The sequence below is a fragment of the Janthinobacterium sp. BHSEK genome, assembly GCF_056174685.1.
In genome coordinates, this window is sequence record NZ_JBWBYV010000012.1 from 327,141 (window position 1) to 343,650 (window position 16,510).

Here is a 16,510-nt window from a genome sequence, read left to right on the forward strand (position 1 = left end):
GGCCCTTTTCATTTATCCGGCGACTTATACATCGAGTGCCTGGCGGAAATCCTCGAGCAGGTCCACCTCGTCCTCGATACCGACGGAGACGCGGATCAGCGATTCCGCGATGCCCATGCTGGCGCGCCGCGCGGCGCCCATCTCGTAGAAGATCGTATGGGCGACGGGAATGACCAGGGTGCGCGTGTCGCCGAGGTTGCTCGCGGGAATGGCCAAATTCAAACGATTGAGGAAATCGAAGCAGTCGATGCCATCCTTGAGTTCAAAGCTGAACAGGGAGCCATAGCTGCGGAACAGGTCGCTCGCCAGCGCATGCTGCGGGTGCGACGCCAGACCCGGGTAATGCACGGCCGCCACGCGTGGGTCGGCGGCCAGCATGGTGGCCAGCGCCAGGGCGTTCGAGCAGGTACGGTCCATGCGCAAGGCCATGGTTTCCGCGCCGACGGCGATATGGTGCGCCGCTTCCGGCCCCAGCGAGGCGCCGAAGTCGCGCAAGGCCTTGGCGCGGATTTGCGCGATACCCCATTGCGCGGGCGCCGCCTTCTTGTAGTTCTCAAAGATGTTCGGATACTGCGTCCAGTCGAACACGCCCGTGTCCGTCAAGCTGCCGCCCAGGGCATTGCCGTGGCCGCCGATGGATTTCGTCAAGGCATTGACCACCAGGCCCGCGCCCACGGCTTTCGGGCGGAACAAATACGGCGTCGTCATGGTGTTGTCGACGATGTACAAGATGCCCTTCTCGCGGCACAACTCGCCGATCTTTGCCAGGTCGGCGATCTGCGTGCGCGGATTGGCGATGGTTTCCACGAACACGATGCGCGTGGCCGGCGTGATGGCGGCCGCCACGTTGGCCACCTCGGTGGCGTCGACGAACGATACATCAATGCCCTGCCCCGTCACCGTTTGCCACAGGCTGTTGGTGTTGCCAAACAAAAAGGCCGACGACACCACATGGTCGCCCGCGCGCAGCAGCGACTGCACCACGGCGCCGATGGCGCCCATGCCGGTGGCGAAGCACAGGGTCGCCACGCCACCTTCCATCTGGTTGACCTTGTCTTCCAGCGCGGACACGGTGGGGTTGCCCTGGCGGCCGTAGCGGAAGCCCGCTTCCTTGCCCTGGAATACGGAAGCGAGCTGGCGCGCATCGCCATAGCCGAACGCGACGGAAGTGTGCACGGGCTTGTGCAGGGAGCCGTGCTCGATGCCCTTGCGGCGGTCGTTATGCAGGATGGTGGTGGTAAAGCCGTAGTTTTTTTTATCGTTCATGATCGCGGAGCAAAAAAAGCCCGGCGCTAGCCGGGCAAGATAATTACGCTTCTGTCGTGGCCAGGTTCAGGTTCAGCTGGGAACGCGGCGTATCTTCGGGCGCCGCCGCCTTCGGATGGTGGCGCGCATATTCCAGGCGGTCCAGGTATTCCTGCGACACGTCGCCCGTCACGTAGACGCCGTCGAAACACGAAGCCTCGAAGTTGACCAGGGCCGGGTTGACGTCGGCGATCGCCTGCTTCAGCGCGCCGATATCCTGGTAGACCAGGTAATCGGCCGTGATTTCGCGGCACACTTCTTCCGTCGTGCGGCCGTAGGCGATCAGCTCGTCGCGCGTCGGCATGTCGATGCCATACACGTTCGGGTAGATGACCGGCGGCGCGGCCGAGGCGAAGATGACTTTCGTCGCGCCCGCTTCACGCGCCATCTGCACGATTTCACGGCTGGTGGTGCCGCGCACGATGGAATCGTCGACCAGCAACACGACTTTATCCTTGAACTCGGACGGGATCGCGTTGAGCTTCTGGCGCACGGATTTCTTGCGCGCCGCCTGGCCCGGCATGATGAAGGTGCGGCCGATGTAGCGGTTCTTGATGAAGCCTTCGCGGTATTCGATGTTCAGCGCCATGGCCAGCTGGATGGCAGCCGGACGCGAGGAATCGGGAATCGGCATGACCACGTCGATATGCACGCCGGGCAGTTCGGTGCGGATCTTCTCGGCCAGGTATTCGCCCATTTTCAGGCGCGTGGCGTATACGGAGGCGCCGTCGATGACGGAATCGGGACGGGCCAGGTAGACGAACTCGAACACGCATGGGTTCAGGCTGGCGTTGTCGGCGCACTGGGCGCTATGCAATTGCTTGTCGGCGTCGATAAAGACGGCTTCGCCGGGACCGATGTCGCGCACGAAGCGGAAGCCCATGCCTTCCAGGGCCACGGATTCGGAAGCGATCAGGTATTCGGGACCCTGCTCCGTTTCATTGATGCCCAGGCACAGCGGACGGATGCCGTGCGGGTCGCGGAAGGCCAGCAAGCCCACGCCGGCGATTTGCGCGACGGCCGCGTAACCACCCTTGACGCGGCGGTTCAGCACGGTAACGGCCTTGAAGATGGCTTCCGGGTCCAGGTTCAGGCCCGTCGTCGCTTCCTGGATTTCATGCGCCAGCACGTTGAGCAGCACTTCCGAATCGGAATCGGTATTGATGTGGCGGCGGTCGTTCTTGAACATTTCCAGCTTCAACTGTTCCCAGTTGGTCAGGTTGCCGTTGTGCGCCAGGGTGATGCCGAACGGCGCATTCACATAGAACGGCTGCGCTTCCTCTTCGCTCGACGAACCGGCCGTCGGATAGCGGCAATGACCGATGCCCGAATTGCCCTGCAGCGAACGCATGTTGCGCGTACGGAAGACGTCACGTACGAGGCCGTTGGCCTTGTGCATGGAAAACATACTGCTGTGATTGGTCGCAATCCCTGCCGCATCCTGACCGCGATGTTGCAGGAGCAACAATGCATCATAGAGCAATTGATTGACAGGTTGATGGGAAACGACGCCGACGATGCCACACATGGTGTGCTCCTAAACTGTGCTACTGATTTTAAAAAAAATTCAAAATTTCACATGCTGCGCGTAAGCGGCAGGCAGATAAGGCTTGATGGCGCGCGCGCCCTGCTCCGCGAGCGGGCTGAGCTGCGCGTTTTTCCAGAATGGCTGCTGCGGTATGGACGTCATGCCACACAAGATGACGGCGGTCAGCACGATCACAAGGCCCCGCGCCGCGCCGAACAGGCTGCCCAGGGTGCGGTCGGCCAGGCTCAGGCCCGTTACCTTGACGAGCGCGTCGACCGTCATGGACAGCAATCCCATCAAAATGCGCACACCGATGAACAGCACCACGAAGGCCAGCAGCAAACGGATGGCTTCGCCCGGCACGGCTTCCGGCAGGAATTTCGCCAGGGTGGCGCCATAGGCGTTGGCGATGACGAATGCCACGATCCAGCTGACCAATGACAGTATTTCCTTGACCAGGCCGCGCATCATGCTGATCAGCACGGACGTCACCAGTACGAACAGCACCAGGTAATCGAAGATCGTCACGCCCGTTCAGCCTTGTATCGTCACGCCGGCACCAGCGAGCCGCCCAGGCCCAGCTTTTGCAGCTTGGCGCGCGTCTTTTCCGCATCTTCGCGGCTGCCGAACGGGCCAACCCGTACACGGATGCGCTCGCCCGCCGGGCTGGAGACTTTCTGCGTATACGACTTGATGCCCGCTTCGCGCAGCTTGTCCTGCAATTCATCGACCTTGTCCTGCGTCGCCAGCGCCGCCACCTGCACCACGAACTTGCCGCTGCCGGCGTCGTGGGCCTTGTCTTGCGCTTTTTCTTGCGGCTTGCCTTCCAGGATCGCCAGCGCGCGCGCGGCATCGTCGGCCGATTGCGCCGGCTTGGCAGGCTTGGCCTCAGGCTTGGCTTCCGGTTTTACCTCATGCTTGGGTTCCGGCTTGGACTCGGGCTTGGGCTCGTGTTTCGGCTCCGGCTTGGCTTCGTGCTTCGGCTCGGATTTCGGTTCCGGTTTCGGCTCCACCTTGACAGGTTTCGGTTCGGGCTTGGGCTCGGGTTTCGGTTCCACGTAGGCCGGCTTGACCGGCGCAGGCTGGGCGGCGGCCAGCACGGGGGCCGGCGCCGCTGCCGGCTTGGCCGCGGGCGGCAGCGGCGCGTCGACGATTTCCTCGGACTGGTCCAGGCCATCCGCTGCGGCCCGGGCCGGAACGGCCGGCACGGGCGCCGGCGCAGGCACAGGCGCCGCCTTTTCCTTCGACGGAATATCGATGGCGATATCGTTGAACGGCGCTTTCGGCTCGGAATCGAGCAGCATCGGCAAGCCGACGGCCACGCCCAGGGCCAGGGCGATGGCCCCGACCAGGCGGCGGCGTGCGCGCTTTTTTTCAGGCAAGACCGGGTCCGGCGCTTCCTTGCCGCCACGGCGCGAACCGCCACCACCGGAGGTGTTGGCGGCGCGCTTGCGGGTCGGCGACTGCGCTTCGCCAGGGACATAAAAGCCGCTGTCTTCGCCAGAGGATTCTTGCTTGTTTTTAAACAGTTTCGAGAACAAGCCCATGCGTGATTTTCAGTCGAGTGCGTTTCAGTGAAGTGAGGATTTTCGGGCCTTCATCACGCCGGCAACGGTGAGGAAAGAACCAAAGACCACAATTCTATCATTCTCACCGGCCCGGCTCATTGCATTTGCAAAAGCTTGTGCCGGATCATCGAAAATAGACACAGTATGCTCGCTGCTGTCGGGCTTATCTTCGAGCATGATCTGCACCTTGGCGGCCAGTTCGGAAGCCGTGGCCGCGCGCGGCGAAGGCAGGCCCGCCAGGCACCAGTGGTCGACGTGCTCGCTCATCGCGGCCAGCACGCCATCGATATCCTTGTCCTGCATGGAGCCGAACACGGCATAGGTGTACGGGTGGAAACCCATATTGCCCAGGTTCTGGTTCAGGGCCGACGCCGCGTGCGGGTTGTGCGCCACGTCGAGGATCACGCTGGGGCGGCCAGGCAAGACCTGGAAACGGCCCGGCAACTCCACCGTCACGAGGCCCGTGCGCACTTCCTGCGCGCCCACGGGCAGTTTCAGCTTCAGCACTTCCAGCGCGGCCAGCACGGCCGTCGCATTGAGGATCTGATTGGCGCCGCGCAAGCTCGGATAGGCCAGCGAATTGCGGCGCTGCTCGCGCCCGCCGTAGTTCCACTGCTGCTTGTCGCCCGAATAGTTGAAATCGCGGCCCATCAGCCACAGGTCGGCGCCGATGGCCTCGGCATGGTCGATCAGCGACTGCGGCGGCACGGGATCGCTGCAGATGGCTGCCTTGCCCGGACGGAAGATGCCGGCCTTTTCAAAGCCGATCGCTTCGCGCGTGTCGCCCAGATAATCCGTGTGGTCGATATCGACGCTGGTGACGATGGCCACGTCGGCGTCGATCACGTTGACGGCGTCCAGGCGCCCGCCCAGGCCCACTTCGAGGATGGCCACGTCGAGCTTGGCCTGCGACAGCAGGTGCAGGATGGCCAGGGTGGTGAATTCGAAATACGTGAGCGGCGTGTCGCCGCGCACGGCCTCAACCGCCTGGAAGCTGGCGACGATCTGCTCGTCGCTGGCCATCTCGCCCAGCACGCGGGCGCGCTCGTTGAAGTCGAGAAAATGCGGCTTGATGTACAGCCCCACTTTGTAGCCGGCACGCAACAGCACGGATTCCAGCATGGCGCAGGTGGACCCCTTGCCATTCGTGCCCGCCACCATGATCACGGGACAGGTAAAAGCGAGCTGCATGCGTGCCTTGACGGCTTGCACGCGGTCCAGGCCCATGTTGATCTGGGTTTCCGAATGGCGGTTTTCCAGCATGGCGAGCCAGTCCGGCAAGGTGGTGGGGAGGTTTTGCATGGGAGACTTCTTGATGAGGAGACAGTGCGCGAGGCGCGGAGACGGTGTTGCGTGGCAACCGGGCGGATCCGCAGGACACCGCCCGGCCTGTTACGTTGGCGTTACGCCAAGACTTCCACAGCCTGGTTTTGCAGCAAGGCCAGCAGACGGGCGATTTCTTCGCGCATCTTGCGGCGGTCGACGATCATGTCGACGGCGCCCTTGGTGACGAGGAACTCGGCGCGCTGGAAGCCTTCCGGCAGTTTTTCGCGCACGGTGTTTTCAATCACGCGCGGGCCGGCAAAGCCGATCAGGGCTTTCGGTTCGGCGATGACCACGTCGCCCATGAAGGCGAACGAAGCGGACACGCCGCCCATGGTCGGGTCGGTCAGCACGCTGATGAATGGCAATTTCTTTTCGGACAGCTTGGTCAGCATGGCCGTGGTTTTCGCCATCTGCATCAGCGACAGCAAGCCTTCCTGCATGCGCGCGCCACCGGTGGCGGTGATGCAAATGAACGGCACTTTCTGCTCCAGCGCGATCTGCGCGCCGCGCACGAAGCGCTCGCCCACGACGGAGCCCATGGAACCGCCCATGAATTCGAATTCGAAGCACGCCACGACCACTGGCAGGCTCATGATGGCGCCGCCCATGACGACCATCGCATCCGTCTCGCCCGTCGCTTCCATGGCGGACTTCAGGCGGTCCGGGTATTTCTTGCTGTCCTTGAACTTCAAGGTATCGACGGGCAGGATTTCCTGGCCGATTTCATAGCGGCCGCCCGCGTCGAGCAGGCTGTCGAGGCGTTCGCGCGCGCGGATGCGCATGTGGTGGTCGCATTTCGGGCAGACGTGCAAATTCGATTCCAGATCCGTACGGTACAGCACGGCTTCGCACGACGGGCACTTGACCCACAGGCCTTCCGGCATGGTCTTGCGCGCGGCGGCATCTGAACGCTGGATGCGCGGTGGCAGCAGTTTTTCCAACCAACTCATATTTTCTCCTTGGGCCCTTGTAGGGGTAGCGTCGGTGGACGCCCCCGGCAGACGGTCAACGGCGACGCCCCGCGGGGCGCCACCCAAAATTTTATCTATTGCACAATAACAGGCAAATCAGTGGCCGAAGTGTAGCCGTTTATCGCCGGGCTGTCGAACTTTGCCGCCAACGCATCTTGCGTAAACGGCAAGCTTGCTCAGGCGTCCAGTGCGGCACGGATGCCTGCCGTAAAGCTGCGCACGGCGTCGACGGCGCCCCCTTCCGGCGCATTTTCTATCTCCTGGATGATGCGGCTGCCGATCACGACGGCGTCGGCCACCTTGGCAACGGCCTTGGCCGTGGCGCCATCGCGGATGCCGAAGCCCACGCCGATGGGTAATTTTACATGCTGGCGGATGGCCGCGAGGCGCTCTGCCACCTGTTCCGTATCAATGTTGCCGGCGCCCGTGACGCCTTTCAGCGACACATAATAGCTGAAGCCGCCGCCAACCTTGGCCACTTGCGCGATGCGCTCTTCCGTCGAGGTGGGCGCCAAGAGGAAAATCAGGTCGAGGCCCGCCGCGCGCATGGCGCCGGCAAATTCCTCGCACTCTTCCGGGGGATAGTCGACGACGATGGCGCCATCGGCGCCGGCCGCTTGCGCTGCATCAATAAACGCGGCACTGCCGATGCGTTCGATGGGATTGGCATAGCCCATCAGCACCACGGGCGTCGTCTGGTTCGTTTCACGGAACTGGCGCACATAGCCGAACACGTCGTGGATGCCGACATTGAATTTCAAGGCCCGTTCGCAGGCGCGCTGGATGACAGGGCCTTCGGCCATGGGGTCGGAAAACGGCACGCCCAGTTCCAGCACATCGGCGCCGCCCTCGACGAGCGCGTGCATGAGGGGCACGGTGGCGTCGGGGCCGGGGTCGCCGGCGGTGATGAAGGTGACCAGGGCGGTCTTGTTGTTGGATTTTAAATTGGCGAAGGTGGTGGCGATACGGGACATGGTGAGCTTTCTTTATCGGTGGAGGATGTCGGATTACGCGCTTGCGCGCTAATCCGACCTACGCGTTATTGAGAATTGACAGTTGTTTAACTGAAATTCAATCCCATGCGCTCCGCCACGGTATGCATGTCCTTGTCGCCACGGCCCGACAGGTTGGCCAGCACGATCTGGTCTTTCGGCAAGGTAGCCGCCAGCTTGGCCGCGTAGGCCAGCGCGTGCGACGATTCCAGGGCCGGGATGATGCCTTCGATATGGCAGCAGTCGTGGAAAGCCTGCAGCGCCTCGTCATCCGTAATCGACACGTATTGCGCGCGGCCGGAATCTTTCAGCCACGCGTGTTCCGGGCCGACGCCCGGATAGTCCAGGCCGGCCGAGACGGAATGCGTCTCGATGATCTGGCCGTTGTCATCCTGCAGCAGATAGGTCCGGTTGCCGTGCAGCACGCCCGGGAAGCCGGCCGTCAGCGATGCCGAATGCTTGCCCGTGTCCAGCCCTTCGCCGGCCGCTTCCACGCCGATCAGTTTGACCTCTTTCTGGTCGATGTACGGGTAAAAGATGCCCATGGCGTTCGAGCCGCCGCCGATGCAGGCCAGCACGTAGTCGGGCTGGCGGCCCGTCATTTCCGGCATCTGCACCAGGCATTCCTCGCCGATCACGGACTGGAAGTCGCGCACCATCATCGGATACGGATGGGGGCCGGCCACGGTGCCGATGATATAAAAGGTGTTTTCGATGTTGGTGACCCAGTCGCGCATGGCTTCGTTCAGCGCGTCCTTGAGGGTCTTCGAACCCGATTCGACGGGCACGACGGTCGCGCCCAGCAATTTCATGCGGTACACGTTCTGCGCCTGGCGCTTGACGTCTTCGCTGCCCATGTAGACCACGCATTCGAGGCCGAAGCGGGCGCAGATGGTGGCCGTGGCCACGCCGTGCTGGCCGGCGCCCGTCTCGGCGATGATGCGCGGCTTGCCCATGCGCTTGGCCAGCAGGGCCTGGCCGATCACGTTATTGATCTTGTGCGCGCCCGTGTGGTTCAAGTCTTCGCGCTTGAAATAGATTTGCGCGCCGCCCGCCATCTGGGACCAGCGCTTGGCGTGGTAGATGGGCGACGGGCGGCCGACGAAGTGCTTCAGCTCGTAGCGGAATTCTTCCAGGAATTCCGGATCGGCGCTGTAGCGCGCATAGGCGTCCTTCAGCTCGGCCAGCGCATGCGTGAGCGTTTCGGCCACGAAGGAGCCGCCGTACGGGCCGAAATGGCCGCGCAGGTCGGGAAACGGGTAATCGGTAGCGTGGAACAATGCGGCGGCTGCGCCGGGCGCTGTGGTATGGTCATTCATGGTGGTTTCCTCTGGCAATGATGGCATCGGCATCCCCCACCGCGGCGATGAACGCGCGGACTCGGGATGCGTCCTTGATGCCCTTGGACGCTTCGACACCACTGCTGATGTCGACGGCGTAAGGGCGCACGCGCACCACTGCGTCAGTCGCGTTTTGTACGCTCAAGCCACCACTTAAAACGACCCGAGGCGCGAGTTCTTCTGGAATGAGGGACCAATCGAATACCTTTCCTGCACCGCCATACGCATCCACATAGGTATCGAGCAAGAGGCTCGAGAACAAGGGGCTGGCGGCGCGATAGCGCTGTTCGTATTCTAGCAAATCTTCAAAGCTGGTGTCGGGTTTGACGCGGAACACTTGCGTAAACGGCGTCTGCACGGCGCCGGCGAGCGCCGCGCTGTGCTCGGGCGTCTCGTCGCCGTGAAATTGCAGCAGCGACAAGGGCGCCACGGCCCGGGTCGCCCGCACTTCTTCCACGGATGCATTGACGAACAGGCCCACCGTCGTCACATACGGGGGAACGGCGGCGATCAGGCTGGCGGCCTGCCCGGGCGTCACGTAACGGGGGCTTTTCGGATAAAACACGAAGCCGATGGCGTCGGCACCCGCCGCCACGACAGCCTGGATGTCTTCGACGCGGGTCAGGCCGCAGATCTTGATGCGTGTGCGTGGCATGGCTATCCTTTATTGATGCAGATCAAAACCAGGGCAAGGCGCTGCTGCTGTCTTGCGGTAATTCCCATTTCGGATCGTAATCGATCTGCGCCAGATACAAGCCGTCCGGCATGAAGGTGGGCGCCGCCGCGTGGCGGTCCTTGCTTTCCAGCAAATGCCCCAGCCAGTCCGGCTTTTCGCGCCCCGTGCCGATATACACGAGCGAGCCGACCAGGTTACGCACCATATGATGCAGGAAGGCATTGGCCGTAATCGTAAAAATAATGCAATCGCCGCGCCGCTCGATACGGATGTCATGCATCAGCTTGACGGGCGACTTGGCCTGGCATTGCGCGGCGCGGAAGGCCGTGAAATCGTGCCAGCCCAGCAGCGGCTGCACGGCTTGCCGCATCAGTTCCACGTCCAGCGGGCGGAAAAAGAAGCCGGCGCGCCCTTCCACCAGCGGCGAACGGGTGGCGTTGTTGTACAACACATAATGATAGGTGCGCGCGCGGGCGCTGAAACGGGCGTGGAAGTAGTCATTGACCGTCGGATCGCCTTCGAGTTCCTTGGCCCAGCGCACGGCGATCGATTTGGGCAGGAAGGCGTTGACGCCGCGCACCCACGAGTGCACGTCGCGGCTCAGTTCTGTATCGAAATGCACGACTTGCTCAAGTGCATGCACGCCCGTATCCGTGCGGCCGGCGCAGGTGGTGGTCAGGCGCACGCGGGCAAACTGCTCCAGCGCGTTTTCCAGCTGGTCCTGCACCGTTTGCCCGTCTTCCTGTTTCTGGTATCCATGCCAGGCCGTGCCGTCATACTGCAGGCCGAGGACGATACGCTTCAATGGCGTTGCTGTCGTAATATTTTGCATCGAAGCATTATACCGGCGCAAAGGCGGCCCCGCCTCCCGACGACACCAGCGCCTGAGACGGCGTTCAGGGCAAGGCGCATGGTCGAAGACAGTACGAATAGTACGGCGAGACCGTGCAACGCAGCCATGGACGTCGTATCAGGTGCTTAGCTCAGCAAAGCTCGCATGGTATTCGCCTTGGCAACCTGCTCTTCGCTGCCGCCCTTGATGACTTCATCGATCAGCTCGCGCGCGCCTTCCTTGTCGCCGATTTCCTGGTAAGCGATCGCCAGGTCCAGCTTGGTATCCATTTCCATGTGGATGGCCGACAGCGGGTCGTCCACGCCCACGCTGGCCGTCTTGCCGTCGTTGAGGTCCAGGTCGATGCCGGACAGATCGAACTCTTGCGCAGGCGGTATGGCTTCCGGCAAGGTGGCCGGCGCCTGCGCATCGTCAAACAGGCTGTCGATCGATGATTCGGCCGCCGCGACGGGCGCGGCAGCCGGCGCCACGGGTTCGTCGAGGTCGAAATGGGCCAGGTCCACGTCTTTCAACGGATCAGGCAATGGCGTCAAGCCGGCGCCCACGCCATTGACGGGGCCGGCAGGCGGCTCCAGGTCCAGGCCGAAATCCATGCTGGCGTCATACTGCGCATCGTGCGCGGCAGGGACCGGCTTGCTGTCCGGCCCCGGCATGACGATCGGCTCGCTGGTGGAAACGGGTTCGAAATCGAGGCTGTCGAGGTCAAAATCGAGGGGATCGCGCGCATCGCGGGCCGCCACGGAGGCCACCGGCTCGGCCGGCGCCAGGTCAGCCAGCGGCGCAGGAACCGGCAAATCGTCGGGCAAGTCCATGCTCTGGCCATGCACGTCGCCACCGGCACCCTTGCTCAGGCTGACCACGGCGTCGTCTTCCGTATCGCCATACAGGGGGTTGGTTGGATCGAGCGCCAGGCCCAGCGCGGCCGCCTGCGGCCACTCTTCGCCCTGGCCCCGCGTCAGGCTGTACAGCTCGCTGGCCTGGTCTTCAAACGCGCGCACGTCGTTGCGGGCCGAATAGATTTCCAGCAGCTTCAGGCGGGCCGCATGGCGCTCCGGGTGGATGCGCAAGGCTTCCTTGAGAATATCTTCCGCCTGGCCATCGCGGCCATAGGCGATATACACGTCCGCTTCGGCGACCGGGTCGGTTTCATTCGCGTCGAGCATGCTGGCGCCCGCCGCCGCGGCCACGCCGGCAGCGGCGGCGCCCGTACCGAACAGATGGTTGCTCGCTTCGGACTGCTGGTCTTCCGGCGCCAGGCCGGACGGCGGCGCGACGGGTGGCTCCGGCTCGAACACGGGAGCCACGCTCTCCGGCGCGGGCGGCGCATCCTTGCGGCGGCGCGCGACCACCAGCGCCGCCACGGCGGCCAGCAGCGCGGCGAGGCCGATGCCGATGGCGCCCAGGTGGTCATTGATCTTGTCGGTAATCGTCGGTTCCAGCGGCGACGGTTTCTTCACCAGCGGCACCGGTTTCGCCTTGGGCACGGGCGGCTGCGCCTCGGCCGGCGCGCTGGCGATGGCGCTGGCCGCTGCGCTGGCAGCGGCCTCGGCCGGTTTGGCCGGCGCCGGGGCGCTCTTGTCGGCCATGGCCTTGCTCTTTACGGCCATCAGCTTTTCCAGGTCGCTGACGTTCTTTTCCAGTTCCTTGACGCGCGCGGCCGCTTCATCGACCTGTTTCGCCTTGGCGATCTTGTCTTCCTCGCTGGCGACGGCGCTCTTGCCGGCCGCCTTGGCCGCCGGCTCCGCCTTCGACAGTTTCAGCTTGTCTTGCGACTCGCTCACGGCCGTCGGCTTTTCCTGCACGCGGGTAGGCCCGATCTTGCCGGCCGTGCTTTGCGCCGCCTCTGCCGCCTTGGCCGGCTTGCTTTGCGACACCTGTCCCGCCAGCTTGTTGCGGTAGGCTTCGAAATCGATGGCGTGCGCCGTCACGATGCCCTTCGCTTCGGCCGCCCCCGTAGCGCGCGCGGCGTCCGCACCCGGCACGGCGAGGATGCGCCCGGCCTGCATGCGGTTCATGTTCTCGCCCTTGAAGGCATCGGGATTGGCGCGGTACAGGGCAACGAGCATCATGTCGAGCGACACGCCCGAAGGCTTCAGTTCGCTGGCGATGCGGCTCAGGGTGTCGCCCGCCTTGACCTTGTACTCGCCCGTCGCCTTGTTCGCCGGCGGCGCAGTATCGGCAACAGCGGCGGCCGGCTTGGCCTTGCCCGGCTCGACTGGCGCCGTCACTTGCGCGCCGCGCGTCTGGCGCGCTTCCGGCGTGTCGAGCACGAATGCGTATTCGCGCACCTGGCGACCGCTCTTGCCGCTCAATTCCAGCAAGAGATCCACCATGGGCTCGGCCACCGGCTGCGCCGAGCTGATGCGGATGAAGGGCTTGCCATTGCGGTTTTCCACGGCAAACGTCAAGGCGTTCAGCGCGGGATTGAATTCCACGTTGGCCTGGCGGTAGGCCTCCGGCGGCGCCAGCTTGGCCAGCAGGCTGGCTGCCTCGCCTGGCTTGACGGCCGATAATTCGATCTCGGCGCGCAGCGGCTGGCCGGCGGCGGACAGCACCGTGATCTTGCCCAGCTCGGCTGCGGATGCCGCCGGTGACAATAACACCGCGCAGGCGACAGCGCTGCTGAGCGTTTTGATGGCAAGGGAGGCGACCCGGGGACGAGTGTGTACAGGCATAGTTGGCGGCATCTTAGTTGACATGGGAAAACTGTTACTTTTCCAGAGGTATCAACATATCATCATGCCCAGAGCTATGCAAGCTCCGCATGGTTGAGCCTTGACGGGTTCGGCACGAAAAAAAAGCCGGGAAAACAGCCCCGGCTTGATCTGCATCAGCAATTGATTGCTGATTTATGGCTGTTACGCATCCAACAAAATACGCAGCATGCGGCGCAGCGGCTCGGCCGCGCCCCACAGCAGCTGGTCGCCCACGGTGAACGCGGACAGGTATTCGCCGCCCATGCTCATCTTGCGTACGCGGCCGACGGGAATCGTCAGGCTGCCCGTGACGGCCGCCGGCGACAGGTCGCGCACGGACGCTTCACGCGTGTTCGGCACGAATTTCACCCATTCATTGTTGCTGGCGATGATGTCGTTGATTTCATCGAGCGGCACGTCTTTCTTCAGCTTGATGGTCAGCGCCTGCGAATGGCAGCGCATGGCGCCGATGCGCACGCACAGGCCGTCGACGGGAATTTCCTTGGTGCCAAAGTCGATGCCGCGGCCCAGGATCTTGTTCGTTTCCGCGCCCGCCTTCCACTCTTCCTTCGACTGGCCGTTGCCCAGGTCCTTGTCGATCCATGGAATCAGGTTGCCGGCCAGCGGCGCGCCGAATTGCTTGATTTCGTCCGGGGAATAGCCGTGCTGGGTGGCCAGCACCTGGCGGTCGATTTCCAGGATGGCGGAAGCGGGGTTTTCCAGCAAGGCCTTGACGGAGCTGTTGATGGTGCCAAATTGCGTCAGCAGTTCGCGCATGTGCTGCGCACCGCCGCCCGAAGCCGCCTGGTAGGTCATCGACGTCATCCAGTCGATCAGGTCGTGCTGGAACAGGCCGCCCAGACCCATCATCATGCACGACACGGTGCAATTGCCGCCGATGTAGTTCTTGACGCCCTTGCCCAGCGCATCCTTGATGACGTGCAGGTTGACGGGGTCGAGCACGATGACGGCGTCTTTTTCCATGCGCAAGGTCGAGGCCGCATCGATCCAGTAGCCGTTCCAGCCGCTAGCGCGCAGCTGCGGGAAAACGGCGCTCGTGTAGTCGCCGCCCTGGCAGGAAATGATGATGTCGCACTTGGACAGTTCGGCGATGTTGTTGGCATCCTTGAGGATGGTTTCATTCTTCGCCATGGCCGGCGCGGCGCCGCCCGTGTTCGACGTCGTGAAAAACACCGGTTCGATGTGGGCGAAATCGCCCTCTTCCTGCATGCGCTGCATCAGGACCGAACCGACCATACCGCGCCAACCTACCAAGCCAACTAATTTCATTACCATTCCTCAAGATGAGACGGCGACTGCCGTCATTGAAATATTTTATCCTAATGCACGTACTACGGCATCGCCCATGGCCTCGGTACCGACCAACGTGGTGCCCGCCTCGTGGATGTCGGCCGTGCGCAGGCCCTGCGCCAGCACCTGCTTGACGGCGCCCTCGATGCGGTTTGCCTGCTCTTCGCGGTTGAGCGAATAGCGCAGCATCATGGCGGCCGACAAGATCGTCGCCAGCGGATTGGCGATGCCCTTGCCCGCGATATCGGGCGCCGAACCGTGCGACGGCTCGTACAGGCCCTTGTTGTTGGCGTCCAGCGAAGCGGACGGCAGCATGCCGATCGAGCCCGTCAGCATGGCGGCCGCGTCCGACAGGATGTCGCCGAACATGTTGCCCGTTACCATGACGTCGAATTTCTTCGGCGCCCGCACCAGCTGCATGGCCGCGTTATCGACGTACATATGATCGAGCGCCACATCCGGGTATTCCTTGTGCACGTCGATGACGATGTCTTTCCAGAACTGGAAGGTTTCCAGCACGTTCGCCTTGTCCACGCTGGTGAGGCGCTTGTCGCGCTTTTGCGCGGCCTGGAACGCCACGTGGGCGATGCGGCGGATTTCGCCTTCCGCATAGCGCATGGTGTCGAACCCTTCGCGCTGGCCCTTGAACGGGCCGTCCGGGCACTCGCGCACGCCGCGGGGCTGGCCGAAATAGATGTCGCCCGTCAATTCGCGGATGATCAAAATATCCAGGCCGGACACCACTTCCGGCTTCAGGGTCGAGGCGCCCGCCAGTTCCGGATACAAGATGGCCGGACGCAGGTTGGCGAACAGGCCCAGGTTCTTGCGCAGGCCCAGGATCGCCTGTTCCGGGCGGAACTGGCGCTCCAGCTTGTCGTACTGGTAGTCGCCGACGGCGCCGAACAGCACGGCATCGGCCGCTTTCGCCAGGGCCAGGGTGCCTTCCGGCAAGGGGTGGCCATGGGCCGCATAGCCGGCGCCGCCCACGGGCGCCGTTTCCAGCTCGAACGATTCGCCCAGCACATTCAAGACCTTGACGGCTTGCGCGACGATTTCAGGACCGATGCCGTCGCCGGGTAAGATTGCAATTTTCATGGAATGATCTTTAGATAACGTTGGCCAGCCAAGGCTGATTGGTCAAATGCCGTTCTTCGAAGGCGCGGATATCGTCGGCGTGGCGCAGGGTCAGGCCGATATCGTCGAGGCCATTCATCAGGCAATATTTGCGGAAGGCATCGATCTCGAACGGATACGAGACGGAACCGTTGCTGGTGCGCACGCACTGCTGTTCCAGGTCCACCACCAGCTTGTAGCCGGGGAAGGCCTTGACTTCATTGAACAGGTGCTCGACCTGGCTTTCCGACAGCACGATGGGCAGCAAGCCGTTCTTGTAGCAGTTATTGAAGAAGATGTCGGCAAACGAGGGCGCGATGATGGCGCGGAAGCCATACTGGTCCAGCGCCCACGGCGCGTGTTCGCGCGAGGAGCCGCAGCCGAAATTCTTGCGCGTGAGCAAGATCGAGGCACCCTGATAGCGCGACTCGTTGAGCACGAACTCGGGGTTCAGCGGGCGGCGGCTGTTGTCCTGGCCCGGTTCGCCATGGTCGAGGTAGCGCCATTCGTCGAACAGGTTGGGGCCGAAGCCGCTGCGGTGGATCGATTTCAGGAATTGCTTCGGGATAATCGCGTCGGTGTCGACGTTGGCGCGGTCCAGCGGGGCGACCAGGCCTTCGTAAATCGTAAATTTATCCATGCTGTTTCTACTCGGTAAGACGCGCGGCGCGGGACGCCGCCACGTCACGGTTTATTTTCCGCCGGCGCCAGTGACGACCTGGCCGACTTTCTGCACATCGCGGCCGATGCCGGAGACGGTGTTGCAGCCGGACAAGATGACGGTGGCGATGAGGAGGGCGAAGAGTTTTTTCATGATGAGTTCGTATGCGT

At 63.1% G+C, this 16,510-nt stretch carries 15 protein-coding genes; all 15 read right to left on the reverse strand.

The window, feature by feature from the left end:
• Positions 1-24: 24 nt before the first annotated feature.
• The 15 genes from AC0V2Y_RS06125 to AC0V2Y_RS06195 all read right to left on the reverse strand — a co-directional run bounded on the left by AC0V2Y_RS06125 (position 25) and on the right by AC0V2Y_RS06195 (position 16,493).
• Positions 25-1,266 carry a cystathionine gamma-synthase family protein gene (locus AC0V2Y_RS06125; RefSeq protein ID WP_475415569.1) on the reverse strand — a complete coding sequence of 414 codons (1,242 nt, stop codon included), beginning with the start codon at positions 1,264-1,266 and terminating at the stop codon, positions 25-27.
• A 43-nt stretch (positions 1,267-1,309) separates the two neighbouring features.
• The gene (purF, locus tag AC0V2Y_RS06130; RefSeq protein ID WP_475415570.1) at positions 1,310-2,833 is read right to left on the reverse strand and encodes an amidophosphoribosyltransferase; all 1,524 of its coding nucleotides are present in this window, start codon (positions 2,831-2,833) and stop codon (positions 1,310-1,312) included.
• Positions 2,834-2,872: 39 nt separating this feature from the next.
• On the reverse strand, positions 2,873-3,361 hold the full coding sequence (locus AC0V2Y_RS06135; protein WP_475415571.1) for a CvpA family protein: 489 nt from the start codon (positions 3,359-3,361) through the stop codon (positions 2,873-2,875).
• A gap of 20 nt (positions 3,362-3,381) precedes the next feature.
• Positions 3,382-4,380, reverse strand: coding sequence for an SPOR domain-containing protein (locus AC0V2Y_RS06140; RefSeq protein ID WP_475415572.1), 999 nt, complete (start codon positions 4,378-4,380; stop codon positions 3,382-3,384).
• Positions 4,381-4,404: 24 nt separating this feature from the next.
• Complete coding sequence (folC, locus tag AC0V2Y_RS06145) at positions 4,405-5,703, reverse strand: bifunctional tetrahydrofolate synthase/dihydrofolate synthase (protein ID WP_475415573.1); 1,299 nt, start codon at positions 5,701-5,703, stop codon at positions 4,405-4,407.
• Positions 5,704-5,804: 101 nt separating this feature from the next.
• The gene (gene accD, locus AC0V2Y_RS06150) at positions 5,805-6,677 is read right to left on the reverse strand and encodes an acetyl-CoA carboxylase, carboxyltransferase subunit beta (RefSeq protein ID WP_010400390.1); all 873 of its coding nucleotides are present in this window, start codon (positions 6,675-6,677) and stop codon (positions 5,805-5,807) included.
• A 197-nt stretch (positions 6,678-6,874) separates the two neighbouring features.
• Positions 6,875-7,672: a tryptophan synthase subunit alpha gene (gene trpA / locus AC0V2Y_RS06155; RefSeq protein ID WP_475415574.1), complete on the reverse strand. Its 798-nt coding sequence runs from the start codon at positions 7,670-7,672 to the stop codon at positions 6,875-6,877.
• 86 nt (positions 7,673-7,758) lie between these two features.
• On the reverse strand, positions 7,759-9,009 hold the full coding sequence (trpB, locus tag AC0V2Y_RS06160) for a tryptophan synthase subunit beta (RefSeq protein WP_475415575.1): 1,251 nt from the start codon (positions 9,007-9,009) through the stop codon (positions 7,759-7,761).
• Positions 9,002-9,685 carry a phosphoribosylanthranilate isomerase gene (locus AC0V2Y_RS06165; RefSeq protein WP_475415576.1) on the reverse strand — a complete coding sequence of 228 codons (684 nt, stop codon included), beginning with the start codon at positions 9,683-9,685 and terminating at the stop codon, positions 9,002-9,004. The genes trpB and AC0V2Y_RS06165 overlap by 8 nt, the downstream gene beginning before the upstream one ends.
• Positions 9,686-9,707: 22 nt before the next feature.
• Positions 9,708-10,511: a tRNA pseudouridine(38-40) synthase TruA gene (gene truA, locus AC0V2Y_RS06170; protein ID WP_475418108.1), complete on the reverse strand. Its 804-nt coding sequence runs from the start codon at positions 10,509-10,511 to the stop codon at positions 9,708-9,710.
• Positions 10,512-10,684: 173 nt separating this feature from the next.
• On the reverse strand, positions 10,685-13,234 hold the full coding sequence (locus AC0V2Y_RS06175) for a motility hub landmark protein FimV (protein WP_475415578.1): 2,550 nt from the start codon (positions 13,232-13,234) through the stop codon (positions 10,685-10,687).
• 183 nt (positions 13,235-13,417) lie between these two features.
• On the reverse strand, positions 13,418-14,545 hold the full coding sequence (gene asd, locus AC0V2Y_RS06180) for an aspartate-semialdehyde dehydrogenase (protein ID WP_475415579.1): 1,128 nt from the start codon (positions 14,543-14,545) through the stop codon (positions 13,418-13,420).
• A 45-nt stretch (positions 14,546-14,590) separates the two neighbouring features.
• On the reverse strand, positions 14,591-15,661 hold the full coding sequence (gene leuB, locus AC0V2Y_RS06185; RefSeq protein ID WP_475415580.1) for a 3-isopropylmalate dehydrogenase: 1,071 nt from the start codon (positions 15,659-15,661) through the stop codon (positions 14,591-14,593).
• Positions 15,662-15,671: 10 nt separating this feature from the next.
• Positions 15,672-16,319: a 3-isopropylmalate dehydratase small subunit gene (gene leuD, locus AC0V2Y_RS06190; RefSeq protein ID WP_436553080.1), complete on the reverse strand. Its 648-nt coding sequence runs from the start codon at positions 16,317-16,319 to the stop codon at positions 15,672-15,674.
• A 51-nt stretch (positions 16,320-16,370) separates the two neighbouring features.
• Positions 16,371-16,493 (reverse strand): entericidin A/B family lipoprotein, encoded by a 123-nt coding sequence (locus AC0V2Y_RS06195; protein ID WP_010400408.1) that lies wholly within the window; start codon positions 16,491-16,493, stop codon positions 16,371-16,373.
• Between the last annotated feature and the right edge of the window lie 17 nt (positions 16,494-16,510).

What these genes read in the sequence shown, in the direction of transcription:
- AC0V2Y_RS06125 (WP_475415569.1), bottom strand. Translation starts at nt 1,266, where the DNA reads ATGAACGATAAAAAAAACTACGGCTTTACCACCACCATCCTGCATAAC.
- trpB (WP_475415575.1), bottom strand. Translation starts at nt 9,009, where the DNA reads ATGAATGACCATACCACAGCGCCCGGCGCAGCCGCCGCATTGTTCCAC.
- AC0V2Y_RS06140 (WP_475415572.1), bottom strand. Translation starts at nt 4,380, where the DNA reads ATGGGCTTGTTCTCGAAACTGTTTAAAAACAAGCAAGAATCCTCTGGC.
- AC0V2Y_RS06165 (WP_475415576.1), bottom strand. Translation starts at nt 9,685, where the DNA reads ATGCCACGCACACGCATCAAGATCTGCGGCCTGACCCGCGTCGAAGAC.
- AC0V2Y_RS06175 (WP_475415578.1), bottom strand. Translation starts at nt 13,234, where the DNA reads ATGCCTGTACACACTCGTCCCCGGGTCGCCTCCCTTGCCATCAAAACG.
- trpA (WP_475415574.1), bottom strand. Translation starts at nt 7,672, where the DNA reads ATGTCCCGTATCGCCACCACCTTCGCCAATTTAAAATCCAACAACAAG.
- leuD (WP_436553080.1), bottom strand. Translation starts at nt 16,319, where the DNA reads ATGGATAAATTTACGATTTACGAAGGCCTGGTCGCCCCGCTGGACCGC.
- accD (WP_010400390.1), bottom strand. Translation starts at nt 6,677, where the DNA reads ATGAGTTGGTTGGAAAAACTGCTGCCACCGCGCATCCAGCGTTCAGAT.
- leuB (WP_475415580.1), bottom strand. Translation starts at nt 15,661, where the DNA reads ATGAAAATTGCAATCTTACCCGGCGACGGCATCGGTCCTGAAATCGTC.
- asd (WP_475415579.1), bottom strand. Translation starts at nt 14,545, where the DNA reads ATGAAATTAGTTGGCTTGGTAGGTTGGCGCGGTATGGTCGGTTCGGTC.
- purF (WP_475415570.1), bottom strand. Translation starts at nt 2,833, where the DNA reads ATGTGTGGCATCGTCGGCGTCGTTTCCCATCAACCTGTCAATCAATTG.
- folC (WP_475415573.1), bottom strand. Translation starts at nt 5,703, where the DNA reads ATGCAAAACCTCCCCACCACCTTGCCGGACTGGCTCGCCATGCTGGAA.
- AC0V2Y_RS06195 (WP_010400408.1), bottom strand. Translation starts at nt 16,493, where the DNA reads ATGAAAAAACTCTTCGCCCTCCTCATCGCCACCGTCATCTTGTCCGGC.